Below are 26,956 nucleotides of genomic sequence, written 5' to 3'. Positions count from 1 at the left end.
CGTATCGCTTTCTTCTTTGGGTCATCTTGAACACCTTTCGCTCTTAACTAGGTGTCCAATTCATCATACCCACTCCAAACCTCCCATTTCCCGATGTCCAAGAAATGGGAGGCAGTTCACAGTCCCCTTTGCGGTGGTTTTGGTGGTGGTTATTTGGCGCCTTGCATGACCTCGTCGAGGGTGACGTTTACGGCATGCTGGGTAGGAACCCAGTCGACCTTCAGGAACAGCGCGGCCACCGTGATGGGGATATAGCTGAACATAAAAATCGGGAAGGTAAACAGGTTAGTCACCAGACGCCACTTTTGCGCGCAGTGAATGTGCTTGTACTCAAAGATAGTCGTGAGCAGCGCCAGGATAAAGAAGGTCTGATACATCATGGCGAAGGTCATAATGAGCGAAGCGGCGCACGCCTGCATCTCGACTTCGGTAGCCAAGAAACCATGCGAAAGGCCACCCACAATCAAGAACGTCGCATTAGCGAGCATCGAGATCAGCGATAGCAGCATACCCGGGGCGATCGTCATGAACATGTCGTAGGCGGCAAAGCGATGATAGCGGAACGTCGACTTGACCAAGTGCTTACCGTAGGTAAAGAACACCTGGTAGAAGCCCTTGGTCCAGCGCATACGCTGCTTCCAGGACGCCTTAAACGTCACGGGCTGTTCGTCAAAGAACTCCGCCGGCGCATAGCCAATGCGAATGCCATGGATAGCGCAGAACGTGGTGAACTGAATGTCCTCAGTCAGCGTGTGGAACTGCCAGCCGTGCATGCCCTCGATAACACTGGCAGAAATGAGATAGCCCGAACCCGATACAGCGCAGGAAGTCTTGCAGATATTACGCGCATTGTTAAGGAAGCGCGCCTCGCGCAGATACCACGTAGCATTAGCCGCCGAGATCCACGAGCTGCCGAAGTTCTTGGAGTTACGATAGCTCGTGACCACATGGAAGCCCTGGTCAAAGGCATCATTCATCTTGGAGACGTAATCGCGGGAGATGACGTTATCGGCATCGAAGATAAAGTAGCCCTCAAACGTGTCGGGATACTCGTTGAGAATGCGATCGAAACCAAAGTCCATGACCCAGCTCTTACCCTTGCGGGCTAGGTCGTTGCGCTCATAAACGATGGCGCCTGCCTCGCGCGCGAGCTGCGCCGTGTTGTCGGTGCAGGCGTCGGCGACCACGAAGACCTCGATAAGCTCGGACGGATAGTCCTGGTCCTTGATGGAGCGTACGAGATTGGCAATTACGGCTTCCTCGTTATGCGCAGCAATGAAGAAGGCATAGCGGTGAAGTTTTTTGGCCTTGGGAGGCGCGACCTCGCCACGAAGAGCGCCAATGACAAAGAAGACCACCTGGTACAGAAAGCAGACCGTGAGCAGCGTGACAACAATCTGGTTGAAGATCACGATGGGTGTGTTGGTTTGTAAAAAGGCGAGCATACAGGCTCCCGAGAACGCGTTACGTAAACAACCGTATATCTTACCGCAGGCTTACCGAGTTCAAGAAACCACCTAATACTGGCTAGGCTTCGAGCAGACCGAGCTGCGGAACTATTTCGTCGCCGGCAGCGGTGCGGCCAAGCGAGCGCGGGGCCAGGTCGTCAAGAACCGCGGCGAGATCCCACGGTAGCTCGTCGCGGCACTCAATGCGCTCCCCCGTCACGGGATGGTCGAATGCAACACGCCAGGAATGAAGGAATTGCCTGGTCAGACCCTGATCGGCGCGTGCATCGCACTTGCCGTAGAGCGGATCGCCCACGCAGGCGTGGTTGATATGGCGCATATGCACGCGAATCTGATGTGTGCGGCCCGTAAACAGGTGGCACTCGACGAGCGTATAACCATCGTCAAAGCGCGTGGAATCAAAGCGCTCGAGTACCTTAAAGGTCGTAATGGCCTGACGGGCAAAGGGGTCGTCCGAAACCGCCATCTTGACGCGGTCGCGCGTGGAACGGGCGATACCGGTATTGATGGTGCCCTCGTCCATGGCGATGTGCCCGTGGACAAGCGTGATATAGCGGCGGTCGAGCGTACGCGTGCGAATGAGATTTTGAAGCGCGCGCTGCGTGTCGTCGTCCTTTGCCGCAAGCATGAGGCCCGAGGTATCGCGATCCAAACGATGTACGATCCCGGGGCGGTCCTCACCCTGCACGGTACCAAGATGGTCGATGCCACAGTGATAGACCAGAGCGTTCGCAAGCGTGCCGCTCTCGTGGCCATGGGCGGGATGGCACACAAGGCCCCGCTGCTTGGAGAGCACGATGAGGTAATCGTCCTCGTAGCGGATATCGAGGGGAATGGCCTCGGGAATCACGTCAGTCGGATCGTGAGGCTCGGGCAGGTCAACCGAGATGCGGTCACCGGCGCGTACGGCATACTTTTTTGACAAACAGGTCTCGCCGTTCACGATTACGGCGCCGCCCTCGATCAGATGCGCGCAGGCAGAGCGCGTGGGGCAGCCGTCGTTGGCACCCAGAAAGGCGTCGAGACGCTGGCCAGAGCAATCGTCGGCAACAAGAATATGGATGTCGGCCATTAGCGCTCATTCCTTTCGCGGATCTTGCGGGCACGCTCCCCACGCTGCTTGGCTTTGCGCTTGGCGCGGGCCTCATCACGGGCATTGAGCTCGGCAGTCGCGTCGACATCACGGGCCGCAGGGCTCAAGAACATGTAGCCGATGAGGGCAAGCGCGACACCTACGGTGATGCCGATATCGGCCACGTTAAAGACGGGGAAGTCGATGAAGGTGGTGGCAATAAAATCGGTCACGAAGCCAAAGACAAGGCGATCGATCGCGTTGCCGATAGCGCCGCCCGCGACCATAGCCATGCCCACAACCTCAAGATGGGCGAGCTGGGATGCACGAACGAGGTACACGGCGATAGCGATAATAACCGCCAACGCCAGCACGGCAAACGCGATGCCATGCCCCTCGCCCATGCTAAAGGCAGCACCGATATTGCGGACAAAAATAAAGTCGATGACACCGGGGATGACGGTCACATGTAAAGCGTCGCCCACGGCACGAACCGCAAGCTTGGTCAGCTGGTCAACGAGCAGCACAACCAGTGCCACACCACCAGCAACACCCAACCGCCAACGCAAAGGCGGCGTCATACCCCCAGCACGACCCAAATCAATCCCCTACCCTCAGATAATCAAATGCCGTTTAACGCAGTAGATAATCATACATTGCCGCAAGCAAGAAGCGACAAATCTCCCAAGAACGGAAACACCGCAGGTAGAGCATAAATGAGCGAGCGGGTCGCATTTGAGACAAGGTGACGTGAAATGAAAGGGCGCTGACCTTTCGGTCGCGCCCTTGAAATTGAACGTCAGATTGTCCAAATGCGGCCCGCGCAGCGTCGGCAGGTCCGCCGTTCGGAAGAACGGCGGACCTACAGGGCATTCGCGCAGCGCTTGCAGATATGCGCGTGGCCGTTGTACTCGCCGACGGTGGTGCGGTAGTTCCAGCAACGGTCGCAGCACTCGCCCTCGGCTGCCTCGATGGCAACGGAGAGTTCCTCGCCCGGGGTCAGCTCAACATCGGAGACGATGTAGAACTCAGCCAGGTCGACGGCCTTGTCGCCGGTCAGCAGCGCGTACATCTCGGCAGGAACGACCGCCTTGACGCGGACCTGCTGGCTCTTAGTGAAGGTGCCGGCAGAACGGGCATCCTCAAGGGCCTTGGTCACGGCGCTACGGAGCTCGAGCGAAGCCTCGAGCACGCCCTCGAACTCATTGGCCTCGTCGACCGTGATGGGCGACTTGTACCAATCGAGTAGCGCGGCGTACTTCTGGTGATCGACGCAGCCGGCGGGCGCATAGGCCATGGCCTCGTCGACCGTGTAGGACAGGATCGGCTGCAGGTCGCGCATGAGCATCGAGAAGAGCTCGGCCAGCACGGTCTGGGCGCTGCGGCGCTCGAGCGAGCCGGGCTTGTCGCAGTACAGACGGTCCTTCAGGGCGTCGAGGTACACGTTGGAGAGCTCAGTAACCACGAAGTCGTAGAGCGCACGGTAGGCGCGCGGGAACTCGTAGCTGGCGTAAGCATCGTCGACCTCGGCCTGGACCTGAGTCAGGCGGGCAACCATGAGCTTGTCGAGCGGCAGCAAGTCGGCAAAGGCGACGCCGTCGGTCTCGGGCTCAAACTGACCCTCGAGCTCAGAGAGCAGGAAGCGCAGCGTGTTGCGGAAACGACGGTAGGCATCGGACGTACGAGCGAGAATCTCATGGTCGATGGAGACGTCGGAGCTGGTGTCGACGGAGGCAACCCACAGACGGATGATGTCAGCGCCCATCTCGTCGCAGACCTTGTTGGGGTCGATGACGTTGCCGAGCGACTTGGACATCTTGCGGCCCTGGCCATCGAGCGTGAAGCCCTGCGAGACGACCGCCTTGTACGGAGCATGGCCGTTGGCACCCACCGAGGTGAGCAGCGAGCTCTGGAACCAACCGCGATGCTGGTCGGAGCCCTCGAGATACACGTCAGCCGGGTACTCAAGCTCGGGTCGATACTCGCAGACGGCCTTCCAGGACACGCCGGAGTCCCACCACACGTCGAGAATGTCCTTATCAGCCTTGAGGTGATGGCCGCCACACTTGGGGCAAACGCAAGCCTCGCCCAGGTAACTCTCGGGAGCGTCGGTGAACCAGGCGTCGGAGCCCTTCTCGTGGAAGAGCTTGATGACGGCGTCGAGCGTGGCGTCGTTCATGACCTTCTCGCCGCAGTCGGCGCAAGTGTAGCTGGGGATAGGCACGCCCCAGTTGCGCTGACGGCTGATGCACCAGTCGGGACGCTGCTCGACCATGGCGCCGATGCGGTTGGCGGCGTGAGCTGGATACCACTTGACGTTCTCGCGGACCTCTTTGCCAGCCTGCTCGCGCAGACCGGTCTTGTCCATCGAGACGAACCACTGGTCGGTAGCACGGAAGAGCACCGGGTGCTTGCAGCGCCAGCAGTGCGGATAGCTGTGCGTGATCTTCTTCTCGAGGACCAGGGTGCCGCGCTCGCGCAGGAACTCGATGATGTGCGGGTTGGCCTCGTCGGTATCCATGCCGCTGAAGGGGCCGCCGGTGCCAAACTCCTCGCCGGTGTAGAACTTGCCGTCGTCATCGACCGGCATGCAAATGTCGGTGATGCCCTCCTTGAGGCAGGCGAAGTAGTCGTCGACGCCGTGACCGGGCGAGTTGTGGACGATACCGGTACCGTCATCGACACCGACGTAATCGGCCAACAGTGCCACGCCCTCAACACCGTCAAAGATCGGCTGCTTATAGTGAATGTGATGGAAGGTCTCGGCGGGAACCACATAGGGCTTGCCGTCGACCACAACCGGGGTGTACTCCCAGCCAAACTCCTCGCAGCACTTGGGAGCCAGGTCCTCGAGCATGACCTCGGCGCGGCCGTCGTGCTCAACGGCGACGTAGGCGGCACCGGGCTTGAGAGAAACTGCCTGGTCGGAGGGGATGGTCCACGGCGTGGTCGTCCAGATGATAAAGTCAACCGGGCCGTCGAAGTTCTCGAGGCCGGCGGGCTTGGAGGTCATCTCAAAGCGCACGAAGATGGACGGGCTCGTCTCGTCGGAGTACTCAATCTCGGCCTCAGCAAGTGCGGTATGGCAGTGCTTGCACCAGTGGACGGGCTTGTGACCGCGATAGATCATGCCCTTGTCGAACATGGCCTTGAAAACCTCGATGTCGGCGGCGTCATGCTGGTGATAGAGCGTCAGATAGGGGTTGTCCCAATCGCCGAGCACGCCCAGGCGACGGAAGCCGGCCTTCTGCAGCTCGATGTTCTCGACAGCGAACTTGTTGCAAAGCTCGCGGATCTTAGCCGTGGAGGTCTGGTTGAACTTCTCGGTGCCGAGCTTCTCCTCGACCTTATGCTCGATCGGCTGGCCATGGCAGTCCCAACCGGGGACATAGGGAACCTCATAGCCCTGCATCATCCAGTAACGGTTGATCATGTCCTTGGAGATCTTGTTCATGGCGTGGCCGATGTGGATCGGGCCGTTGGCGTACGGAGGGCCGTCGTGCAGCACGAACTTCTTGTGACCCTCGTTCTTCTTCAGAACCTGCTCGTAGACCTTGTTGTCCTGCCAGTCCTTGAGTCGCTTGGGCTCGGACTTGGAAAGACCGGCACGCATGGGAAAACCGGTCTTGGGCAGATTCATCGTCTGCTTGTACTCGTTTGCCACGGTACCCCTTTCATGTCGTGGGCGCGCACGCCCGTTGGGCACCAAAAAAGCGCCCGTCCCTACAAGCTGGGACGAAGCGCCACAAAACGGACTGTACGCCCGCAAAAGCTCTTCGTTTAACCACCCAGCTTAGATGCCCTCGCCCGCGTATTCGCGCGCTCGCATCCGTTACTCGGCTGGCCTGTATCGACGACCATCTCGGCGATATCTACTAAGACGAGCCTGTGCGACGCGTCCGTTGGGACCGCAGCTCCGGGGTGATTTTCATCGGTCGCATGCACGGGTTCTCAGCGCTCCCCGCTCTCTGTAACATGCGGACGGCCGACTACTCGTCCCCATCAACGCTTATGCGGAGTATGCTAGCACGTTCCGCGCCGGCGAAAAACCCTCAACACTGGTTTTATACGTTCGAAATTTCTCGCGGCTGTGGACCTTCTCTAGGAGCAAAATACCTGAAAGCACTTTATCGAAAGAAAGAAGGTTGCCATGCGCACGATTGGAATGAGTGATTATACCGTCGGCGAGGATTGCTTTACCGAGCTGCCCGCCGCACTGGCAGAGTACGGAGCGACCAAGGTCGCCATCATTGGCGGCAAGCGAGCCCTAGCTGCGGCGCTGCCGGGCATCGAGGCGGCGCTTGAAGGTACCGACGTCGAGATTCTGGAGACGCGCGTCTACGGCACCAACAGTACGCGCGCCAATATCGCCAAGGTCGTGAACTCCCCCGCTTGCCAGCAGGCAGACGTGCTTATCGCCTGTGGCGGCGGCAAGGCACTCGACACCGTCAAGACAGCGGCAATCGAGCTCAAGAAGATTGTCTTTACGGTGCCGACGATTTGCTCTAACTGTTCCGCCGCGACCGCCATTGCCGTCGTCTACAACGACGATGGATCGCTCGAGGGCTATTCGTACCCCAACCGACCGGCGCACATCTTCATCAATCCCAAGATCATCGCCGAGGCTCCGGCGGAGTACTTCTGGGCCGGCGTGGGCGACGCCCTGTCCAAGCAGCCCGAAGTCGAGTACGCCACGAGCGCCGGCGACCTGGAGCACACCGCCGGCCTTGGCCTGGCTCTTGCCCACACCTGTTCCGAGCCGCTGTTTACCTACGGTGTTCAGGGTCTTGAGGACGTTCGTCAGAATCTGTCGAGCGAGGCCGTCAAGCAGATCGCGCTCGACATCGTGGTCAACACGGGCTATGTCTCGAACCTGACCAACCAGAACGATTACTACTACAACTCGAGCGTGGCGCACGCGTTCTACAACGCCACCTGCAGCATTCCGCGTGAGGGCACCTACCTGCACGGCGAAGTCGTAAGCCTGGGCGTGCTGGTGTTGTTCGCCTACACGGGCGACACCGAGAACCTTGAGCGCTACGCCGCCTTTAACAAGCAGATGGGCCTGCCCGTGACGCTTGAGCAGGTCGGGCTTTCCGAGGCCGATATCCCTGCTCTGTGCAAGTACGCACACGCCACCAACGAGTGGAAGCAGGGCAACCCGGAGCCCTTCACCGACAAGAAGTTCGCCGCTGCCATCAAGGCCGCCAACGCCTACGGCCACACGCTCTAGGCCTAGCCCAAAACCACCACAAGGGAGCAGTGCCCTTGTGGTGGTTTTTTATTGCTCCAGCATTCAGTTCGTACTCGAACCCGATTCTTTTACGAGAAAGGGTTCGGGTACGTTTTTTGTTTATCGGAACTTCTGCGGAAGGACTACTCGGAACGGTAAACAGGAACGAACAGAGGCAGGGTATCATCGTGGTGATGGTATCCTGCCTTTTGTTTTGCGGAACCAAAGTCGCTTTATGCGAACTTGATCGCCACTTATATGGCGCATTGATGGCAATTGCTGCGTACGTGCGTACCGGGAGCCTGTACACCTCTGGCAAGGCGTAACACACTAGTCTTTGTTCCAAAGTCCGTGTGCTAAGGGGGCAGGGCCCTTAGAATTCCTGTGGAGTGTGTACGCACGTACGTAGGAAAACAGCAAATTACGCTATATCAGGGCGTTCTTTCATTGGAGAGTATGGTATACACGGCTTAGTTCAACAAATAAGAATTTATATAAAGGAGAATATTGATGAAACTGTTTCTATGTTCGCACTTTTCAAGTGTAGGAAGCCTGATAAAGGAAGAAATTGAAAATAAAAAAGTCGCATTTATTCCAACAGCTTCGCTGCGTGAAGGCTACACCGGTTATGTCGGCTCGGCTCGAAAATTATTCAAAAAGTTGGGAGCAATCGTAACTGAAATTGATATTTCAACGGAGGCTTATTCAACGATACAGTCTCTTTTTGAAGATGCGGATGTGATCTATTTTACCGGCGGAAATTCTTTTTTCCTTATAGACCAGCTCCGTAAAACGGGAACGGATGAGCTGTTGAAGAAAGAATTGGCAAAGGGAAAACTGATGATTGGTGAATCGGCAGGTGCGATTGTATGCGCTCCAAGCATCCAATATATCGAGCAAATGGATGAAAAGCCGGAGGACTACTCACAAGAAGATGATGCAGGGCTTAATTTGATTGATTTCTATGTTCTTCCGCATTTTCTTACAGCACCATTTAAGAAAGTTACCGAGAAAATAATAACTGAGTTTTCGGATTTGAATCTATGCCCAATTAACAATCGTCAGGGAATTGTAATTGATGGTGAAGGTTCAAAGGTTATTTGCAAAGACTAATTTAAAATTCCAGTTTGCTGCACTCGTTCCTAGCAGGGTCCGGGGCAGGCACGCCCCAACAAGAAGCCGTCCCAAAGGGGCAAGAATGGAGACTGCGGACGATTTCTTGGACCGTTACGCGGCCCTTCCCAGCGCGGAGCGGAACTCGGCCGGCGTGCGGCCACCGAGCGCATCGCTGCGCCTCTCCGTATTGTATCGGCCGATCCAGCCCCCCCGAGCTCCTCGATGAAGCGGGCGGGGTCCATTCCGACCAGTCCCTGCCGTGCCAGAACTCCTTCTTGAGCAGGCCGAAGAAGCCCTCCATCGCCGCGTTGTCCGGGCTGCAGCCCTTGGCGGACTGGATTGGCTACACTGATGTGAACAGCTCCGGGAGGGGCGCAAGAGACGGGAGGGCCGCGTACGCGTTCCTGCGCGAGGGCTGCGGGGAGGGACTGCCTGGGTACGGCGCCTGTCAACTCGGTCTACGTCTTTGATGACCGGGTCGAACTCAATATCAACTTCACGGATGATGCCAAAACGGTCACCCGTGAGGAAGTGTTCGGTTCGAGTGCTGTGGACAATGTTCCAACATGCTGGGGTCGAACTCGCTTGCCGGGATCACACGGTAGCCGTGGCGCAAGAGCATGTCGACGAAGACGCCGTTGCCCGCGGTGAGCGTACCGCTAAAGGTGCCGTCGTAGACGCGGCCCGCGCCGCACGAGGGACTACGGTCCTGCAGGATGCACGCGGCGATCTCTTCCGACCCGCCCGCCTGCTCGCACATGTCGAGCGCACGTTGAGCGCCCAGGCGAAACTCGCGATCGACCGAGGTACCCTCGCAGGTACGGACCTCGCCGTTCACAATCTCGGACGGCCTGCGCGGCGTGGGCAGGCCGCCAAAGACCTCAGGGCACACCAAGAGGACCTCAGTCCCTGTACGCTCGCAGGCCTCGACCAACTCGCGATGATAGTTGTCAAGCCCGTTATACTTGCAGCTCTCGCCCATCAAGCAGGCGCTCACCACGATCTTCATTTCCATCCCTCTCAAGCAAAACGCCCCATTTGAGAAAGCTGCTCAAATGGGGCGTCGACGTTTACTGGCTCGACCGCGGCTTTACTGTTGCTTGGGCATCAGCGGATTCTCGCGCGTGAGGAGGTTCATGAACTCCTCACCCGTGATGGTCTCCTTCTTGTACAGATAACGAGCCAGCTCATGGAGCTTGAACTTGTTTTCCTTGAGGATCTGCAGGGCGCGATCGTGCGCGTCCTCGATCAGCTTAGCGACAATCGCGTCCACACGCTCGGCCGTACCAGGGGCGCAGGTGAGCGACGTGTCCTGATTGAGATACGCGTTCTGCACGGTACCGAGCGCCATCATGCCAAACTCGTCGGACATACCAAAGCGCGTCACCATATTACGGGCAAGCTTGGTGGCCTGTTCGATATCGTTGGCGGCACCGGTCGTCATCTCGCCAAAGATGAGTTCCTCGGCCGCACGGCCGCCGCAGTAGACGGCGAGCTTGTCCAAGACCTCCTGGCGTGTCGTCAGGAAGCGCTCGTCCTCCTCGACCTGCATGGTATAGCCAAGAGCACCGCTCGTGCGCGGCACGATGGTGATCTTGGTAACCGGCGCGGAACCCTTTTGGCGGGCAGCGACGATAGCATGGCCGATCTCGTGGTAGGAAACGACCTGCTTCTCGTGGTCGGAAAGCACCGTGGACTTACGCTGTTGGCCGGCAATGACGACCTCCACCGACTCCTCGAAGTCGTCCTGGGTTGCACGCTTGCGACCCTCGCGAACGGCGCGCAGGGCGCCCTCGTTGATGATATTGGCCAGGTCGGCGCCCGAGGCACCGGGCGTGGCGCGGGCAATCGCGGTCAGGTCAATCGGCGGCTCGGTCTTCACACTCTTGGCGTGAAGCTCAAGGATGTTCTTACGGCCGGTCAGATCGGGCAACTCGACGGGGATGCGGCGGTCAAAACGACCGGGGCGCAGCAGCGCCGGATCGAGACTGTCGGGGCGATTGGTTGCGGCAAGGACAACGATACCCTTGTGGTTATCGAAGCCATCCATCTCGGTCAGCAACTGATTGAGCGTCTGCTCACGCTCGTCGTTGCCGCTAAAACCGCCGCCATCGCGCTTCTTACCGATGGTATCGATCTCGTCGATAAACACGATGCACGGGGCCTTTTCCTTGGCCTGCTTAAAAAGGTCACGCACCTTGGCGGCGCCACGGCCGACGAACATCTCGACGAACTCAGAACCCGAAATGCTAAAGAACGGAACACCAGCCTCGCCGGCAACAGCCTTGGCTAGCAGGGTCTTACCGGTACCCGGAGGGCCAACAAGGAGAGCACCGCGCGGCAGCTTGGCGCCAATCTCCTCGTAGCGCTGCGGCTTCTCCAGAAAGTCGACGACCTCCTTGAGCGACTCCTTGGCCTCTTCCTGGCCGGCGACGTCCTTAAAGGTCACGCCCACGTCCTTGGAGGCGATCACGCGCGCGCCGGACTTACCCAGTCCGCCGCCGCCAAAACCGCCGCCGCCAAAGTTCATCGACGGGCCGTCATCGCCCATAGCCTTCTTCATGCGGCGGTTGAGCCACCAACCGATGAGGAAGAAAATCGCCATGGGAAGAATGAGCGTGAGCAGGTAGTAGGTCATCAAACCCGAGTTTTTATCGGGAACGACCGACTCCAGCGAAGCGCCAGACTCAAGCACGCGATCGGTAAAGCCCGCATCGTTCGGCACACCGGTCGTCTTATAGGCGATGTTCTCGTCCTCGCCCTTCTTGGTGTAATAAATCGAGTAATCGTCCGTGTTGTACTCGACCTTGTCGACACTCTTCTTATCGAGCGCTTTGACAAACGTCGAGTAATCGGTCTTCGTAATCTGCTGCGTGTGACCGATGTTAGGGAACAGAACGGTCGAGAGCACGAGGTAGACGACGAAGGCGATGAGCACGTAGAGGATCATATTCCGTCTACGCTTGTTGTCATCCATCTCCATCTGCTTGAACTCCATCTACTGGGGTTGATAATGCTAACTAGAATACCCAACCCGGCCGGCGATAAACCGACGCCGGGCACGAAAGGATAGAGATGGCATCACTCGAAGTCGGCAAGGTTCAGATCTATACGGGCGATGGCAAGGGCAAAACCACGGCTGCGCTGGGATTGGCGATGCGCGCCACAGGTTATGGGCTCGACGTACTCATGCTGCAGATTGCCAAGAAGCTGCACTGCGCCGAGCATGATGCGGCACCACGCCTAGGGTTACGAATTGCACAGGCCGACCGCGACACGCCCGAGGCTTGCGCCGCACAGATCATGGAGCTCGCACGCGAGCAGATCTCACAGGTCGACGTTCTGATTTTGGACGAACTCGGCGAGGCCATGCGCCGCGGCTTTGTGGCGCGAGAGGATGTCGAGGAACTAATCGCGATGAAACCCGACACCACAGAGCTCATACTGACCTGCCGCGGCCTGCTGCCCCTCGCGGACCTCGCCGACCTGGTCACAGAAATGCGCCCCGTCAAACACTACTTCGACGAAGGCCTCCTGGCCCGCCAAGGCATTAAATACTAATGAAACCGAAGGGGACGGAGGAAAACGGACATCGACATCACGACGGAGAGCAATGATCCGTTTTCCTCCGCCCCAAGGGATCATTAGGCGATGGCGCGGCCTAGCCAGTTGCCGCTGTGGTGGTAGATGGTGAACATCGTGGCCGTAATGAGCCAGGTTACGGGGTAGACCAGCAGTAGATGCTCGAGCGACGGATCGAAGGGCATGATCGCAAACACCCAAATCACCCTCAAGACAACGGTGCCAAAGATGGTGAGCATCATAGGCTGCAGACTCACGCCGGCGCCGCGAATGGAGCCCGACGCGTTTTCGATAATCGAGAAGATCGCGTAGAACGGCGCGATAAAGTGAAGAATCGTCGTGGTGTACGCCGAAATCGAAGCATCGTCGACAAACAAACGCGACAGCGGACCCGAGAACACCAGCAGCACGGCAGACAGGCCACCAATGAGCATAAACGACAGCACGAGCGACGTATGGTAGCCCTTGCGCATGCGCTCGTAGTTGCGCGCGCCAAAGTTCTGCGCCGAGAACGTGGTGATCGACACGCCGAGCGCCTCGGTAACCATCCAGACAATGCCATCCAGGCGCCCAGATAAACCCCAAGCAGTCGTGACGTCGGCGCCAAATGAATTCACCGACACCTGGATCAGCACGTTCGAGATCGAGTAGGCAGCCGATTGAAAACCGAGTGGCAGACCACACGAGATCATACTCTTGCAAATACCGCGATCGATGCCGAGCTTAGACAGCGAAAGACGCCATGCGCCCGGAGCGCGCATCATGCGCAACACGATCATCGTTGCATTGGAACAAATGGTCAGCGCCACCGCGATGCCGCAGCCCAGCGCCTCCATATGCAACACAGCAACAAAGATGATATCCAGCACCACGTTAACCAGGCAGCCAGAGGCAATGATCACGGCGGGCCCGCGTGTGTCGCCCACGGCACGCAGCAGTGCGGTTCCCATATTAAGCAGCAGTGCCGCAACCATCGCGGCAAAATAGCAACGGGCATAGGCCACGCCCTCGGCCAATAGTTCATGCGGCGTGTTCATAAGCACCAGCATAGGCTCAACGAACACAATGCCAAGAATCGAGAAAACGATGCCGCACACCAGCGCGAGCGTCATAGCCGTATGGATCGAACGGCTCAGACGCTCGTCATCGTGCTGGCCAAAAAACTGACCCGTGATAACGGCACAACCAGCGCCAACGCCAACGCAAAAGCCAATGCAGAGCTCGGTGAGGACCATTGTGGCTTGAATGCCGCCCAGCGCGAGCTTGCCGCCAAACTGACCGACGATATAGGTACCGATAAGCGTGTAGGCCTGCTGAAAAAACGAACTAAAAAAGATGGGAACGCACAGCGACAGCAGCTGTTGCCAAATGACACCCTGCGTTACATCGATAGCCGTAGATTTCTTAGCCACACGCCCTCCCCAAAAGCGTACGTCAAACAACAAAACGGCAATTTAAGACCAAAGCCAATACCAGCTTAGCACCGACTGGCGGCGACCGAAACACCCCGAATTAGAGCGCGGTGCGGAATAACTGCCTAGTGATACAAACCCGGCTGGTAGTGATACTCATTGCTCACGTGCGGGCACAGCTGCCAAAAGGCGACGGCGCTCGCCGCGGCCACGTTGAGCGAATCGACCCCGTGCGCCATCGGAATGCGCACGGACCGGTCGCAGCCGGCAATAGTTTTAACGCCCAAGCCGGCACCCTCGGTGCCCATAAAAATCGCCAAGCGATCAATCTTCTGCAGCACAGGATCATCAAGCGAAACAGAGTCGTCCGTCAACGCCATAGCGGCACACGAAAAGCCGGCATCATGAAGCGCGGCCAGGCCATCATGCGGCCACACGCGCGCCTCACTGCCAATACGCGTCCACGGCACCTGAAACACGGTGCCCATGCTCACGCGAGCCGAGCGACGGTACAGCGGATCGCAGCACGTAGGGCTCACCAGAATGCCGTCGACATTGAGCGCGGCGGCCGAGCGGAAAATCGCGCCGACGTTGGTGTGGTCGACAATGCCCTCGAGCACGCACACGCGCACCGGGCGCTCCCCCGCCGCCTCGACGACGCCGCCCAAGAACTCGGCTACCGGAATCTGACGCGGGCGACGGAACGCCGCGAGCGCACCGCGCGTCACGTTAAAGCCCGTCAGCTGCTCCATAAGCTCCATCGAGGCCACGAACACGGGAACCGGGCCCGCACCTTCGCGTACCGCCAGGCGCTCAAACAGCGGCATCATCTGGTCGAGCCAGCGTTCGCCCAAAAGAAAGCTCACCGGCTCGTATCCGGCGCGCACTGCACGCTCGATGACCTTGGCACTCTCGGCGATAAAAATGCCCTTCTGCGGCTCCAGCACGCAGCGAAGCTCACGCTCGGTCAGTCGCACGTAGGCATCGAGCCGCTCGTCCTCGAGCGAATCGATTCGCAGCACCTCAACGGCATCAGTCATAGCAGCCTGCCCGCACCTTTCTTTACAGCACATCTATACCAAACGAGGCGACGCTAAGCGCCGCCCCATGCATTCAAACAACCCGATGATACCGTTCACGCCAGACGATTTATGCCTCAACGCGACGATACGTCACGAACTCATAATCGACACCCTCGTCGCCCTCGCCCGAGGCAATCGTGGCAACACCGCCACGCCTCGCAATCTCCCACGCGGGATCGGCATCCAGATCGGGAAAGTACGTATCCACGTCATGCACGCAATGGTTATGCGTAACCTCGGCCTCCACGCAGTACGGCAAAAACTGCCGATACACCTCGCCGCCGCCGATCACCCACGCAACGGGTTCATCGGCTACCGCGGCGAGCGCTTCGTCAACGCCATGCACCACGTCGACGACCTCGGCAGCAAAGCTCTCGTCGCGGGTGAGCACGATATTACGGCGATTCTTGAGCGGACGCCCGCCGGGAAAACTCAACAGCGTCTTGCGCCCCATAATGACCGGGCAACCCTTGGTGCATGCCACAAAATGACGCATGTCGGCACGGTTGGACACGACCATGTCGCCCTCGCACCCAATGCCCCAGTCATCGCACACGGCGACAATGGCAGAAAGCTTACACGTCATGCGCGTCACCTACACCGCAATGGGGATGTTCTTGACCTGCGGGCCGTGCTCATAGCCCTCAACAATCAGATCATCGGTCGTAAACGCGTAGAAATCATGCACATCGGGGTTGAGCGTTACCTTGGGAGCCGCAAACTGCGGACGCTCGATAAGCTCGCGGACGATATCGACATGACGGTCGTAAATGTGGGCATCGGCAATCACATGCAGCAGCTCGCCAGCGATCATATCGACCGACTGCGCCACCATCATGAGCAGAATGGCGTACTGGCACACATTCCAGTTGTTCGCGGCCAAAATATCCTGGCTGCGCTGGTTGAGAATCATATTGAGCGTCGGTTTGTCATCCTGCGGGCGCTGCGTGACGTTATAGGTCACGCTGTAGGCGCACGGATACAAGTGCATCTCGGACAGGTCGCTAAACACATAGGTGTTCGTCATGATGCGACGGCTGTACGGTGTGTGCTTAAGGTCGTACAACACGCGGTCCATCTGGTCAAAGTCACCCTCGGCATAATGGCTCTTCTGCCCAATCTGGTAGCCGTAGGCCTTGCCGATGGAGCCGGTCTCGTCGGCCCACTCATCCCAAATATGGCTGTTGAGATCATGGACGTTATTGGACTTCTTCTGATAGATCCACAGGATCTCGTCCATAGCGGACTTGAGCGCCGTACGACGCAGCGTAAGCGCGGGGAACTCCTCGCGCAGGTCATAGCGCGCCGTAACGCCAAAGTTTTTAATGGTATAGGCAGGGGTGCCGTCCTCCCACACCGGGCGGACCTTTTGGCCCTCGGTGGTGGTGCCATGGTCCAGAATATCGCGGCACATGGCTACAAACTGTTGATCAGCTTTGCTCATTGACCCTCCTGTCAGTCGCCTACAAGCGAGATTCATTGTAGCCCAGGCGCACGCGGCCCCACAGCCCAAACATAAGCCCTCATTTTCTGACATATGCCAAAAATGCCTTGCTCCGCGGCGCACACGCGTTATCCTATTGTTGACATATGTCAGATAAGGAGTGCGCATGGCAGGAAGACGCGAAAAATTGCGCCGTGTTGGGATCATCCCCGAATACCGCGGCTTTACCCCCGATGGCCTTGCCAGTGGAGACGCCATAGATATGACGGTCGATGAGCTCGAAGTCCTGCGCCTGTGCGACCTGGAAGGCCTCAATCAGGAGGCCGTCGCACAGCAGATGGGTATCGCGCGCGCCACGGTGGCGGCAATTAGCAGCCGCGCGCATCGCAAGGTGGCAAACGCGCTGGTCAACGGACGGGCAATCGTCATCGAAGGCGGCAGCATCGCGTACTCCCCCATTACCACGACGACGGCCGCATGGCCAGCAAAGGAGATCGGCACCATGAGGGTGGCAACCACGTACGACAACGGCAACATCTTTATGCACTTTGGCCGCAGCGAGCAGTTCAAGATCTACGACATTCAGGACGGCAAGGTGCTCAACGAGCAGGTCGTGGGCACCGGCGGCACCGGTCACGGCGCCCTGGCGGGTCTGCTTGCCAACGGCGGCGTTGACACGCTCATCTGCGGCGGTATCGGCGGTGGCGCTATCAGCGCGCTTGCCCAAGCCGGCATCACGGTATACGCAGGTGCCCAGGGCAGCTGCGACGCCTGCGTCGAGGCGCTCATTGCCGGCACGCTCGCGCAGACCGGCGAGGCCACCTGCGATTGCCATGGCCACGACCACGAGCACATCCATGAGCACGGCGGATCCTGCGGTGCCACGGCCATCACGAGAACGAGGGTCACGAGGGCTGCAGCTGCCACTAACAGCAGGCAATCGATGCCATCACGCGTCTGCTCACACAACATATAACGCACCAACGACGAAGGCCGCCTGGAATACCATCCAGACGGCCTTCGCCATACACGACTCTACCAGTCGTTACTTCTTATTGCGCATCTGCGCTTCCATCTGGCGCAGCAGATCCATATCGGACTTAGGACCGCCCGTCCCAAGTCCGCCCATGCCGCCCAGGCCCATGGCATCCAGACCGGGAATATTGGGCATGCGCATCTTTTTGCCCTTCTTACCCTTCTTGCCCTTCTTGCCGCCGGCCTGCGCCTGATTGGCCATCGAGCGCATGCGGCCCATCATCTTATTCATCTCGCCCCACTGCTTCATAAGGCTATTAACCTCAGTGGGGGTCACGCCGGCGCCCTTGGCGATGCGGGCGCGACGCTGACCGTTGATGATGGAGGGACGAAGGCGCTCCTCCTTGGTCATCGACATGATGATGGCCTCGTTCTTGTCGAAGATGCCTTCGTCTAGGTTGCCACCCATCTGGTTGAGCGCACGCTGGCCACCGGGGAGCATGCCCAGAATGCCCTTCATGCCGCCCATCTTCTTGACGGCCTTCATCTGGTCGAGCATGTCGTTCATGGTAAAGCCCTCGCGCAGCATGCGCTCGGCGGCCTCGAGCTGCTCGGCATCGGCGGCCTCCTGGGCCTTCTCGATAATGCCGACAACATCACCCATGCCCAAGATGCGCTTGGCCATGCGGTCGGGGTAGAACGGCTCCAGCGAATCGGGCTTCTCGCCCATGCTCACGAACTTGATGGGCTTGCCGGTCACCTGGCGCACGGAAAGCGCGCCGCCGCCACGGGCGTCGCCGTCGAGCTTGGAGATGATCACGCCGTCAAAGTCGGTGCGCTCGGCGAAGGTCGAGACGACGTTGACGATATCCTGGCCGGTCATGGCATCGACGACCATCAGCACCTGATCGGGCTTGACGGCCTTCTTGATGTCCACGGCCTCCTGCATCATCTGCTCATCAATCTGCAGACGACCGGCGGTATCGACGATGACCACATCGCGCAGGTGGTCGACGGCCTCCTGGATGGCACCCTTGGCAATGTCAACCGGGTGCGCGCCGTCACCGCGGAAGACCGGCACGCCGATCTCGCCACCGAGCGTGGCCAGCTGGTCGGCAGCGGCGGGACGATAGACGTCGCACGCGGCGAGCAGCGGCGAGCGGCCCTGCTTCTTGAGCAGGTAAGCCAGCTTTACGGCCGCCGTGGTCTTACCGGAGCCCTGCAGGCCCACGAGCATGATGACATTGGGAATGCGGTTACTAAAGACGAGCTTGCTCTCGGTGGAGCCGAGCATCTCGGTGAGCTCGTCGAGTACGATCTTGACGACGTTTTGCGCCGGCGACAGCGACTCCATGACCTCGGCGGTCATGGAGCGCTCCTTGGTCTTGGCGACGAACTCCTTGACGACCTTGAAGTTGACGTCGGCCTCGAGTAGCGCCATGCGGATGTCGCGCATGGCCGAGGTGATATCGGCCTCGGTCAGCTTACCCTTGCCGCGCAGACGGTCAAATGTGTCGTTGAGGCGATCGCTCAGAGAATCAAACACTAGTCACTCCTTAGTTGGACTCGCCCACCAGGGCGCGGCAGAAATCTTTGGCATTAAACTCCTGCAGGTCATCGACCTGCTCGCCCACGCCGATGCGCAGGATGGGAAGCTTGAGCTTCTCGGCAACGGCCATGGCGATACCGCCCTTTGCCGTACCGTCGAGCTTCGTCATGATAATACCGTCCAGGCCCAGAGCCTCATTAAACTCGAGCGCCTGGTTCAGGCCGTTTTGGCCGGTGGCGGCATCGATTACGAGGACGACCGAGACGGGCATGGGACCGGCGGCCATATTGGCGGCGCGCTTACGGGTCACGTTAACCACCTTGGCAAGCTCGCGCATAAGCTCGGGACTCGTGTGCAGACGACCGGCGGTATCGATAAGCACCAGGTCGCTGCCGCGCTTGTCGGCCTCGTCGAGCACGTCGTAGCAAACGCTCGCCGGATCGGAGCCGCGGTCGCGCTTGATGACGGGAACGCCGGCGCGCTGGCCCCACACATCGAGCTGCTCGATGGCGGCGGCGCGGAAGGTATCGGCAGAACCGATCACGACGTTCTTGCCGCGGGCGGCCATGGCGCTCGCGATCTTGCCGACCGTCGTGGTCTTGCCGGCGCCGTTGATACCCACAAACAGCACGCAGCTTGGCGTGTCGGCGAACGGATCGCGCTCGATGGGCACAAAGTGCTGTTCGAGCTGCTCGGCTAGGGCACGACGGAGCTGCGGGGCGGTCTTGAGGTTCTTCTTGGCCGCGGCATCGCGCAGGTCATCAGAAACCTGGATGGCGACCTCGGCTCCCATGTCACCCATGACGAGAGTGTCCTCAAGGTCCTCCCAAAAATCCTCGTCGACCTCGCCGCCAAAGTAGAAGACCTCGTTGAGGGCCTCGCGGCTGCGCTCGAGTCCGCGTGAGAGAGCATCGAAGAATCCCATTATGCATTCACGACCTTTCCGGTTTCGCGATCGAGTTTTTGCGAGACGACGCGACTGACGCCGTCAGCTTGCATCGAGACGCCGTAGAGAACGTCAGCGTCCTCCATAGTACGGCGCTGATGCGAAATGACCAAGAGCTGCGTATCGGAACGCAACACATCAAGGGCGCCGATGAGCTTGGACAAGTTGGCGTCATCGAGCGCCGCCTCGACCTCGTCCAGCACATAAAACGGCACCGTACGCGTACGGTACACGGCAAAGAGCAGGGCGAGCGCCGTCAGGCTCTTCTCACCGCCCGACATGAGCATCATCTTGGTGATGCGCTTGCCGCGCGGCTGAGCCACGACCTCGATACCCGTATCAGCCGGATGCTCGGGGTCGGTCATCTCCAGATGAGCCTGGCCTCCCGGGAAGAGCATGGCAAAGATCTCTCTGAAGTTCGCATCGACCTTCTCGAAGGTTACCAGGAACGCCTTGCGCATCTTGCGGTCGATTGCCACGGTGATTTTGGTGAGCGCCTTGCGCGCGCTCTCCAGATCGGCCAGCTGTTCCTCGATGTAATCGGCGCGACGCTTGAGCTGCTCGTACTCTTCCATAGCAACCTGGTTTACCGGACCCAGGTTGTTAATTTGGCGAACGAGCTGGTTGAGCTCACGCTCGGCAGCGTCGCGGTCGGTGGGCGTGGGAAGCATGAGCGCTTCCTCGAGCACCGTGGTGCCGTCGGCGGTGATGGCCTTGATGGCTGCCTCCACCTGCACCTCGAGTTTGCCGCGTGCGACTTTGAACTCGTTTTGCGTCGCGGCGGCGGTATCAACCTTGTCTTTGGCGCGAGCGACTTCGGCCTTGGCGTCCTCGATGGTCTTCTTGAGCGAGGCGGAGTCCGCCTCCTCGATCGAAGCCTGGTCACGAAGGCGCGCGGCCCAGTCCGAGGCGCGCTCCAGCAGGGCCGAGTAACGCTCGTGCATGGGGTCGACGCGCAGTCGCAGCAGCTCAAGCGAGCGCGAAGCCTGGCGCGTCCCGCGGATACGGCGGTCGATACCCTCCAGACGATGCTCCAGATCGGGAACGCGGCCCTTCAGCGAACGCAGGCGCTCGCTCGTCTGGGCCAGACGCACCTTGGCATCGGCGAGCTTGCCGGCGGCCTCGGAGTCATCGCGGCGCACACGGTCGAGCTCGTCGTTGGCCTCGGCAATCTGCAAGCCCAGATCGCTTGCCTGCGCGCGGGCCTCGTCACGCGAACGGGTTAGCTCGTCAACGCGCGGGCGCGCAGCGCGAACGGCTTCGGAGGCCTGCTCGCGGCGCTTGGAGATGCGCACGCGCTCGACCTCGGCATTGTTGGCGCTTTGCTCCAAGCGGCCGATCTCGGAGAGCAACGAGCGGCGCTCGCCCTCAAGACGGGCGATCTCGCCGGCGGCATCGCCCTCAGCGGCACGCGCTTCCTCAACGGCCGCATTGGCCTCGACGACCTGATCCGACACATGCTCAAACACGGCAGCCAGATCGGGCTCCAGGCCCTCCAGCTCGCGAATGCGACGCTTGCGCTCCAGCGCACCCGAAGCCTCGCCGGCATCGAGGCCCACGCGCACCAGGCCGCCGCAGGCGACGCGGGCGCCATCGGGGGTCACGTAAGTCACGCCGTCAACGACCGGCGCCGACAGCGCGGCAGCGAGATCGTCCACTACGTAATATCCGCCGAGCAACGCCTCGACGACGGGACCGTAGCCTGCGCGCACGGAAAGACGATCAACCAGACGGGTACCGGCAGCCCCCTCAGCGGCGGTAGAGCCGCTCACGCCGCGCGCCACCAGCAGCGCCTCGCCCGAGGCCTTCTTCTGGTCCAGAGCGACACGACCGGCACGCTCAAGCGCGGACGTATCGTCGAACAGCAGGGCATCGATATCGCCGGCGAGCAATTGCTCAACCAGGCCCTCAAGCTCGCGCGGGGCCTCGAGCACGTCGCCCAGACGACCCGAGACATCGTCGCCCAGCGCACCCACCAGCCGGCTCACGAGCGGCGAGCTGTCGGCCATGCGGGCATCGAGTTTCTTATGACTGGCAAGCTCCGAGCGCACCTCGGATAACTTGTTGCGCGCCTCGCTCTCGCGGGCACGCAGGTCCTTCAGGGCCACGCGTGCCGTCTCGGTGGCCTCACGCGCATCGACCTGAGCCTGGCGCGCTTCCTCAAGAGCGCCCTCAAGCTCCTCGGCGCGGTCGCGACGGCTCGCGAGCGAGGCCGTGACCTCCTCGAGCTGTTCATCGATCTGCTCCAGGCGCGAGGCATACATGTTGTCCTCGACCTCGGCATTGCTCAAGGAATCCTTCACCTTGGCGAGCTCGAGCGCGGCGTTATCGGCCACGCGTTGCACATCGCGTTGCTCACGCGTAAGCTGCGAAATCTGATTGTCGAGCGCCACGCGCCGCTCGTGGAGCTCAGCGGCGGCAGGACCAGCGGCGTCAACGTCCTCCTGGGCCAGCATGTGCGCACCGGTCACTTCCTCAAGCTGGGCACGCGCGTCCTCGAGCTCCTCGACCACGCGACGACGCTGATGCTCGGAGCTCGAGATCTGCCCACGCATGTCGGACAGGCGCGACACCATGTTGTGACCCTTTTCCTCGAGCAGGCGCATATCGGAGTTAATGCGGCCGACCACATCTTGCATATGGCGGCGCTGCTCGCCCAGGTCGCCCACAAACAGGCCTTTTTCCTCGAGCATGACCTGAAGCTTCTCGAGCTCGCGCTCTTTCTCGCCCAAGCGGTACTGCGCAAGCTCAAGCTCGGCCGCACCCTCCTTGGAGCGGCTCTCCAGATCGTTCCACTGCGATTGCAGCGAACGAAGCTCGTCGACGGCCAGCACCTGCGTAAGCTCGTTCGCGCGCGAGGACAGCTCTTTGTACTTGCGTGCGCGATCGACCTGGCGCTCCAGTGGGCGCAGCTGACGGGCGATTTCCTTATTGATGTCGCGGGCACGGGTCAGGTGCTCATCCATCGACTTGATCTTTTTGAGCGCACGCTCTTTGCGACGCTTGTGCTTAGAAATACCGGCGGCTTCCTCGATGAGGGCGCGGCGCTCCTCGGGGCGGCTCTGCAAAATGGCGTCGAGCTTGCCCTGACTGATGATGGAATGCGTATCCTTGCCCAGGCCCGAATCGTGCAGGATGTCCTGAATGTCCATCAGGCGGCACGGACTCGAGTTGATGAGGTACTCGCTCTCGCCCGAGCGATACATGCGACGGGTGATGGCGACCTCGTCAAAATCGACGGGCAGCATATGGTCCGAGTTATCGAGCACCAACGTGACCTCGGCGACACCCACCGGCTTGCGCGCTGACGAGCCCGAGAAGATGACATCCTCCATGGCCTGACCGCGCAGCTGCTTGGCGCTCTGCTCGCCCAGGACCCACAGAATCGAGTCGGAGATGTTCGATTTTCCCGAGCCGTTGGGACCGACGATGACGGTCAGGCCCGGCTCAAACGTCATATGGGCGCGGTCGGCAAACGACTTGAACCCTTTGAGCGTGAGGGACTTGAGATACACGGTTCCTCGCTTACACGTGCTTCTTGTTCAGAATCACGCCGTTGGTGGTGTAACCCATGCGGTCGAGCGCTTCGAGCGCGGCGGCTCCCTCGGCTTCCTTCTTTGAGGAGCCGGAGCCGCGACCCTGGCGAATACCATCGATCAAAACCACGGCGGTAAAGGTGGGCGCATGCGCCGGGCCCTCGGAGCCAACGAGCTTGTACGCCGGGGGCTCGTGACCGTCGGCTTGCACGCACTCCTGCAAAAACGACTTGGGGTTCGCAGGATGCTCGGCACGCTCGGAAGCCAAATGCGGCTTAAGCGTACGGTGAATGAACTCTGCCGCGGCATCCCAGCCGGCATCCAGGTACAGCGCGCCCACGAGCGACTCATAGACGTTCTCGAGGGCCGAATGCAGGCCGCGCGCACCGGTACCGGTCTCGGAGGCACCAAAGATGATGATGTCGTCGATGCCCAGCTCGTGAGAAACCTCGGACAGCGTAGCGCCCGAGACAAGCGACACCTTCAGGCGCGTGAGCTTGCCCTCGTCAAACTCCGGATAGGACTCAAACAGGGAGCGTGCGACCACAGCGCCCAAAATGGAATCGCCCAAGAACTCAAGGCGCTCATAGCTGGCAGAAACCGGCTGGCCCTCGACTGCCGAGGGATGCGTAAGGGCCGCGCGCAGCAGCACCTTATTATTGAACTCATGGCCCAGGATTTCCTGGGCGCGCGTAAGTCGTTCAGACAAAGCCAAGACCTAGGCCTCCCTGGCGTTTTCGATAGCGTCGACGGCGTCGGCGACAGAGTTGAGCGAGAGCAGGGTCTCGTCATCGATCTCGAGGTTGAACTCGTCCTCGATAGCCGTAACCAGCTGCAGGCGCTCGAGCGAGTTGGCATCGAGGTCGTCAAAGGTGGTCTCATCGCTAATTTCGGCAACACCGACGCCCAGAACGTCAGCAGCGACCTCGGCGATCTTGTCGAAGATTTCGGAGCGATCCATAGCGCTTCCTCTCATAGTGCATGAATACCAAAAGAATGGTACCGCCCGGGCGGTACCAAGACACGGTTCTGATTCTACCCCACGACGCACGCCCCGAGACGCATAACGCCGCTGTTATAAAACGATGCCGTCCATGGAGTTGGCGACGTTCTCGACCAGCCCGGCGCGCACGGCTTCGGCCGCCGCGAGCGTACCGTTTTTAACAGCCTCGACCGAGGTGGCGCCATGGCCGATCAGGACCACGCCGCGCAGGCCCAAAAGAATCGCGCCGCCCTTGGCGTCGCCCGAAAGCTTGGCCTTTATCTCGCGCATCTGCTTTTTAATGAGCAGCGCGGCAATCTTGGTGCCAAGCGAAGACATAAAGACGCCCTTGAGCTCCTGCAGCAAAAACTTGGCAGCGCCCTCAGTGGCCTTGAGCGCAATATTGCCCGACATGCCATCGGCAACGACGACATCGAAGTTACCGGAGGTGATGTCCGTTCCCTCGCAGTTACCAACAAAGCCGGGAACGGCGGCTTTCATGGCTGGGAAGCAGGCCTTGGTAAAGTTGGAGCCCTTCTCGTCCTCGGTGCCGTTAGCAAGCAGGCCCACGCGGGGATGCTCGATGCCCAGGACGACGCGAGCATAGGCGCTACCCATCTGAGCAAAACGCACCATGTCATCGACCTCGACATCGGGGTTGGCGCCCATATCGCACAGCACCGTCAGACCGCCGGCGCGATTGGGCAGCGCATTGGTCAGACAGGGACGCACCGGCTGCTTCTTACCTTCGGCCATATATCTAAACGGCGTGACGTAGGCGGTCGCAGCGGCGGTCATGGCGCCGGTGGAGCCGGCGGAGAAGAACGCATCCGCGTTGCCCTTCTTAATGGCGCGGCACGACAGCACGATCGACGACTTGCGCTTGGTCATCACGGCGCGAATGGGATCGTCATCCATGGCGATAACGTCGGGTGCCTCAAGGGCCTCAACACGTGCGTGGGAAGCGGCAAAGGGGTTGACGATTTCGGCGGGGCCAGCTGCCAAGACATCGATATCGGGATCGGCAGCAAGTGCAGCCTCGATACCATCGAGAACAACCTGAGGTTTCTCGTCTCCGCCCACAACGTCTACACAAACGCGAACGTTACTCATATACATGCTCCTTATACAAAAATGGCCGACTCATTGAGCCGGCCATTGTGGTTCCATTTGGAACGGCATCGCATCCAGAGTATACCGTTACTCGGTAACGATAACCTCGCGGTCCTTGTAGAAACCGCAGCTGGGGCACACGTGGTGCGGAAGCTTGACAGCGCCGCAACGGGGGCACGTGGACTGAGCCGCAGCCGAGATCTTCATGTTGGCGGAACGACGGGTGTGAGTGCGGATACGACCCTGCTTTTGTTTAGGTACGGGCATAGTGACCTTCCTTATGAACTATCCAGTGTGGCGATTACGCGCAAGTAGCGATACTACCACAGTTTTACTCATCGAGCTTGAGATTCTTCAATGCTGCAAATGGATTTTCCGTGGCAGCGGCCCATTCTGCCTCTGCCTGGGCGGCGCAATCGCATTGCTCGACGTTGAGATTGCAACCGCAGGTGGGGCACAGACCACGGCAATCGGGCTTGCAGAGCACCACAAACGGCGTGTCCATAACGACCGCGTCATTGATGGGCTCACCCAGATCGACGATGCGGTCCTCACCCAGGAGCTCGTAGCCGTCCTCGTAGGCCTCGGGATCCTCGGGCTCCTCAAAGAGGTAGAACTCCTCGATCTCTCCGGCGATATCAAACGAGGCGGGCTCCAGGCAACGGTCGCACTCACCGGTGGCGTGCGCGCGGACCATGCCCGTGAGCAAGACACCGGTACCGGCATTGGTAAAGACAACGTCGTAGTCGATGCCGTCCTGTAGCTGGTACTCCTTCTCGCCCACCGTGTAGGTGGCGACATCGACCTTACCGGTCAGCGGAAACGAATCTCCAGGAAACTCGAGCTGCTCGGAAAGATCGACGGTAACGCTCGGGAACTCAGCCATTACCACTGACCATTCTGCTGGGCGGCACCCTCGTTGAGCTGCTGACGGCAACGGGTAACGGTGCCGGTCAGGCTCTTGAGGTTCTCCTCCAGGTGCGTAAAGACCTGCTCTGCGTAGTCCTCGGCAGCATAACGCGTCTCGCGCTCGTACTGCTGGGCACGATCGCGGATGTCGTCGGCCTGCTGCTGCGCAAGGCGGACGATCTCCTGCTCACCGGCAATGGTGAGGGCCTGCTGCTGAGCGTCGGCGATGATGGAATCGGCCTGAGCGGCGGCGGAAGCCATAAGCTCCTCGCGCTCCTTAAGGATACGGCGGGACTTCTGCCACTCCTCGGGATAGCTCATGCGGATCTCGTCGAGGATGTTGAAGAACACGTCGGCGTCGATGACCTTGAACTGAGCGTTCTTGCCGAAAGGCGGCTTGGCTTCCTCGATCAGCCCTTCGAGCTCATCGACCAAGCTGACGATCCTATCGCCAGGAAAATTCTCGCCCGGCATCCGGTCTCCTTTCATAGGTAACATATCATCGTGCTAGTTTACCACATGCCACCAGGCAATAA

Annotated in this window: 23 protein-coding genes; 4 read left to right on the top strand and 19 right to left on the bottom strand. The window is 59.8% G+C overall.

Annotation, left to right across the window (positions count from 1 at the left end):
• Positions 1–149: 149 nt before the first annotated feature.
• The 4 genes from I4W09_RS03485 to ileS all read right to left on the bottom strand — a co-directional run bounded on the left by I4W09_RS03485 (position 150) and on the right by ileS (position 6,181).
• Positions 150–1,445, bottom strand: a complete 1,296-nt coding sequence (locus I4W09_RS03485; RefSeq protein ID WP_022094595.1) for a glycosyltransferase family 2 protein — start codon at positions 1,443–1,445, stop codon at positions 150–152.
• An 82-nt stretch (positions 1,446–1,527) separates the two neighbouring features.
• A complete protein-coding gene (locus I4W09_RS03480; RefSeq protein ID WP_022094596.1) occupies positions 1,528–2,541 on the bottom strand; it encodes an RluA family pseudouridine synthase in 1,014 nt (337 codons plus the stop codon).
• Entirely contained in the window at positions 2,541–3,080 is a 540-nt protein-coding gene (gene lspA, locus I4W09_RS03475; RefSeq protein ID WP_271756744.1) for a signal peptidase II, read from the bottom strand. Before lspA ends, I4W09_RS03480 begins: the two co-directional genes overlap by 1 nt.
• A gap of 323 nt (positions 3,081–3,403) precedes the next feature.
• Complete coding sequence (ileS, locus tag I4W09_RS03470; RefSeq protein WP_230318661.1) at positions 3,404–6,181, bottom strand: isoleucine--tRNA ligase; 2,778 nt, start codon at positions 6,179–6,181, stop codon at positions 3,404–3,406.
• 510 nt (positions 6,182–6,691) lie between these two features.
• On the opposite strand from ileS, the gene I4W09_RS03465 reads away from it, so the two are divergent.
• Both I4W09_RS03465 and I4W09_RS03460 read left to right on the top strand, forming a co-directional pair.
• A complete protein-coding gene (locus tag I4W09_RS03465) occupies positions 6,692–7,774 on the top strand; it encodes an iron-containing alcohol dehydrogenase family protein (protein ID WP_117769605.1) in 1,083 nt (360 codons plus the stop codon).
• Positions 7,775–8,284: 510 nt separating this feature from the next.
• Positions 8,285–8,887 (top strand): Type 1 glutamine amidotransferase-like domain-containing protein, encoded by a 603-nt coding sequence (locus tag I4W09_RS03460; RefSeq protein WP_148331338.1) that lies wholly within the window; start codon positions 8,285–8,287, stop codon positions 8,885–8,887.
• Between the two features lie 520 nt (positions 8,888–9,407).
• Here the strand turns inward: I4W09_RS03460 and I4W09_RS03455 are convergent.
• The gene (locus I4W09_RS03455) at positions 9,408–9,899 is read right to left on the bottom strand and encodes a 2-thiouracil desulfurase family protein (RefSeq protein ID WP_196031881.1); all 492 of its coding nucleotides are present in this window, start codon (positions 9,897–9,899) and stop codon (positions 9,408–9,410) included.
• 81 nt (positions 9,900–9,980) lie between these two features.
• Positions 9,981–11,873, bottom strand: coding sequence for an ATP-dependent zinc metalloprotease FtsH (gene ftsH, locus I4W09_RS03450; RefSeq protein ID WP_171021520.1), 1,893 nt, complete (start codon positions 11,871–11,873; stop codon positions 9,981–9,983).
• A 92-nt stretch (positions 11,874–11,965) separates the two neighbouring features.
• Between ftsH and I4W09_RS03445 the strand changes: the two genes are divergently transcribed.
• Positions 11,966–12,451, top strand: coding sequence for a cob(I)yrinic acid a,c-diamide adenosyltransferase (locus I4W09_RS03445; RefSeq protein ID WP_117847666.1), 486 nt, complete (start codon positions 11,966–11,968; stop codon positions 12,449–12,451).
• A gap of 83 nt (positions 12,452–12,534) precedes the next feature.
• Here the strand turns inward: I4W09_RS03445 and I4W09_RS03440 are convergent, their stop codons facing one another.
• The 4 genes from I4W09_RS03440 to thyA all read right to left on the bottom strand — a co-directional run bounded on the left by I4W09_RS03440 (position 12,535) and on the right by thyA (position 16,410).
• On the bottom strand, positions 12,535–13,884 hold the full coding sequence (locus I4W09_RS03440) for an MATE family efflux transporter (protein ID WP_196031878.1): 1,350 nt from the start codon (positions 13,882–13,884) through the stop codon (positions 12,535–12,537).
• Positions 13,885–14,009: 125 nt separating this feature from the next.
• Positions 14,010–14,924, bottom strand: coding sequence for a TrmH family RNA methyltransferase (locus I4W09_RS03435; RefSeq protein ID WP_196031875.1), 915 nt, complete (start codon positions 14,922–14,924; stop codon positions 14,010–14,012).
• A gap of 109 nt (positions 14,925–15,033) precedes the next feature.
• Positions 15,034–15,552 carry a dihydrofolate reductase gene (locus tag I4W09_RS03430; RefSeq protein WP_196031872.1) on the bottom strand — a complete coding sequence of 173 codons (519 nt, stop codon included), beginning with the start codon at positions 15,550–15,552 and terminating at the stop codon, positions 15,034–15,036.
• 9 nt (positions 15,553–15,561) lie between these two features.
• A complete protein-coding gene (thyA, locus tag I4W09_RS03425; RefSeq protein ID WP_154515464.1) occupies positions 15,562–16,410 on the bottom strand; it encodes a thymidylate synthase in 849 nt (282 codons plus the stop codon).
• 166 nt (positions 16,411–16,576) lie between these two features.
• Between thyA and I4W09_RS03420 the strand changes: the two genes are divergently transcribed.
• Complete coding sequence (locus I4W09_RS03420; RefSeq protein ID WP_196031869.1) at positions 16,577–17,386, top strand: DUF134 domain-containing protein; 810 nt, start codon at positions 16,577–16,579, stop codon at positions 17,384–17,386.
• Between the two features lie 69 nt (positions 17,387–17,455).
• Here the strand turns inward: I4W09_RS03420 and ffh are convergent, their stop codons facing one another.
• From ffh to I4W09_RS03375, 9 genes are all read right to left on the bottom strand, one after another.
• Entirely contained in the window at positions 17,456–18,931 is a 1,476-nt protein-coding gene (ffh, locus tag I4W09_RS03415) for a signal recognition particle protein (RefSeq protein WP_196031866.1), read from the bottom strand.
• Between the two features lie 10 nt (positions 18,932–18,941).
• The gene (gene ftsY, locus I4W09_RS03410) at positions 18,942–19,859 is read right to left on the bottom strand and encodes a signal recognition particle-docking protein FtsY (protein ID WP_035138143.1); all 918 of its coding nucleotides are present in this window, start codon (positions 19,857–19,859) and stop codon (positions 18,942–18,944) included.
• Positions 19,859–23,395: a chromosome segregation protein SMC gene (smc, locus tag I4W09_RS03405; protein WP_196031863.1), complete on the bottom strand. Its 3,537-nt coding sequence runs from the start codon at positions 23,393–23,395 to the stop codon at positions 19,859–19,861. The genes ftsY and smc overlap by 1 nt, the downstream gene beginning before the upstream one ends.
• 10 nt (positions 23,396–23,405) lie before the next feature.
• Entirely contained in the window at positions 23,406–24,131 is a 726-nt protein-coding gene (gene rnc, locus I4W09_RS03400; protein ID WP_117716046.1) for a ribonuclease III, read from the bottom strand.
• Between the two features lie 3 nt (positions 24,132–24,134).
• Positions 24,135–24,377 carry an acyl carrier protein gene (locus tag I4W09_RS03395; protein WP_196031860.1) on the bottom strand — a complete coding sequence of 81 codons (243 nt, stop codon included), beginning with the start codon at positions 24,375–24,377 and terminating at the stop codon, positions 24,135–24,137.
• A gap of 114 nt (positions 24,378–24,491) precedes the next feature.
• Positions 24,492–25,511 carry a phosphate acyltransferase PlsX gene (gene plsX, locus I4W09_RS03390; protein ID WP_196031857.1) on the bottom strand — a complete coding sequence of 340 codons (1,020 nt, stop codon included), beginning with the start codon at positions 25,509–25,511 and terminating at the stop codon, positions 24,492–24,494.
• Between the two features lie 87 nt (positions 25,512–25,598).
• Positions 25,599–25,778 (bottom strand): 50S ribosomal protein L32, encoded by a 180-nt coding sequence (gene rpmF / locus I4W09_RS03385; RefSeq protein WP_022094017.1) that lies wholly within the window; start codon positions 25,776–25,778, stop codon positions 25,599–25,601.
• A gap of 64 nt (positions 25,779–25,842) precedes the next feature.
• Entirely contained in the window at positions 25,843–26,397 is a 555-nt protein-coding gene (locus tag I4W09_RS03380) for a YceD family protein (RefSeq protein WP_161145464.1), read from the bottom strand.
• Positions 26,397–26,894 carry an ATP synthase subunit B family protein gene (locus I4W09_RS03375; protein WP_040358176.1) on the bottom strand — a complete coding sequence of 166 codons (498 nt, stop codon included), beginning with the start codon at positions 26,892–26,894 and terminating at the stop codon, positions 26,397–26,399. The genes I4W09_RS03380 and I4W09_RS03375 overlap by 1 nt, the downstream gene beginning before the upstream one ends.
• Positions 26,895–26,956: the final 62 nt, after the last annotated feature.

This window comes from Collinsella aerofaciens (genome assembly GCF_015670795.1).
Lineage (GTDB): Bacteria > Actinomycetota > Coriobacteriia > Coriobacteriales > Coriobacteriaceae > Collinsella > Collinsella aerofaciens_Q.
Note: the sequence above shows the minus strand (reverse complement) of the source record. Positions and strands in the feature narration are given on the sequence as shown.

Coding starts and splice junctions, on each gene's coding strand:
- I4W09_RS03485 (WP_022094595.1), bottom strand. CDS start 1,445: ATGCTCGCCTTTTTACAAACCAACACACCCATCGTGATCTTCAACCAG.
- I4W09_RS03480 (WP_022094596.1), bottom strand. CDS start 2,541: ATGGCCGACATCCATATTCTTGTTGCCGACGATTGCTCTGGCCAGCGT.
- ileS (WP_230318661.1), bottom strand. CDS start 6,181: ATGAATCTGCCCAAGACCGGTTTTCCCATGCGTGCCGGTCTTTCCAAG.
- I4W09_RS03465 (WP_117769605.1), top strand. CDS start 6,692: ATGCGCACGATTGGAATGAGTGATTATACCGTCGGCGAGGATTGCTTT.
- I4W09_RS03460 (WP_148331338.1), top strand. CDS start 8,285: ATGAAACTGTTTCTATGTTCGCACTTTTCAAGTGTAGGAAGCCTGATA.
- I4W09_RS03455 (WP_196031881.1), bottom strand. CDS start 9,899: ATGAAGATCGTGGTGAGCGCCTGCTTGATGGGCGAGAGCTGCAAGTAT.
- ftsH (WP_171021520.1), bottom strand. CDS start 11,873: ATGGAGATGGATGACAACAAGCGTAGACGGAATATGATCCTCTACGTG.
- I4W09_RS03445 (WP_117847666.1), top strand. CDS start 11,966: ATGGCATCACTCGAAGTCGGCAAGGTTCAGATCTATACGGGCGATGGC.
- I4W09_RS03435 (WP_196031875.1), bottom strand. CDS start 14,924: ATGACTGATGCCGTTGAGGTGCTGCGAATCGATTCGCTCGAGGACGAG.
- I4W09_RS03430 (WP_196031872.1), bottom strand. CDS start 15,552: ATGACGTGTAAGCTTTCTGCCATTGTCGCCGTGTGCGATGACTGGGGC.
- thyA (WP_154515464.1), bottom strand. CDS start 16,410: ATGAGCAAAGCTGATCAACAGTTTGTAGCCATGTGCCGCGATATTCTG.
- I4W09_RS03420 (WP_196031869.1), top strand. CDS start 16,577: ATGGCAGGAAGACGCGAAAAATTGCGCCGTGTTGGGATCATCCCCGAA.
- ftsY (WP_035138143.1), bottom strand. CDS start 19,859: ATGGGATTCTTCGATGCTCTCTCACGCGGACTCGAGCGCAGCCGCGAG.
- I4W09_RS03395 (WP_196031860.1), bottom strand. CDS start 24,377: ATGGATCGCTCCGAAATCTTCGACAAGATCGCCGAGGTCGCTGCTGAC.
- plsX (WP_196031857.1), bottom strand. CDS start 25,511: ATGAGTAACGTTCGCGTTTGTGTAGACGTTGTGGGCGGAGACGAGAAA.
- rpmF (WP_022094017.1), bottom strand. CDS start 25,778: ATGCCCGTACCTAAACAAAAGCAGGGTCGTATCCGCACTCACACCCGT.
- I4W09_RS03380 (WP_161145464.1), bottom strand. CDS start 26,397: ATGGCTGAGTTCCCGAGCGTTACCGTCGATCTTTCCGAGCAGCTCGAG.
- I4W09_RS03375 (WP_040358176.1), bottom strand. CDS start 26,894: ATGCCGGGCGAGAATTTTCCTGGCGATAGGATCGTCAGCTTGGTCGAT.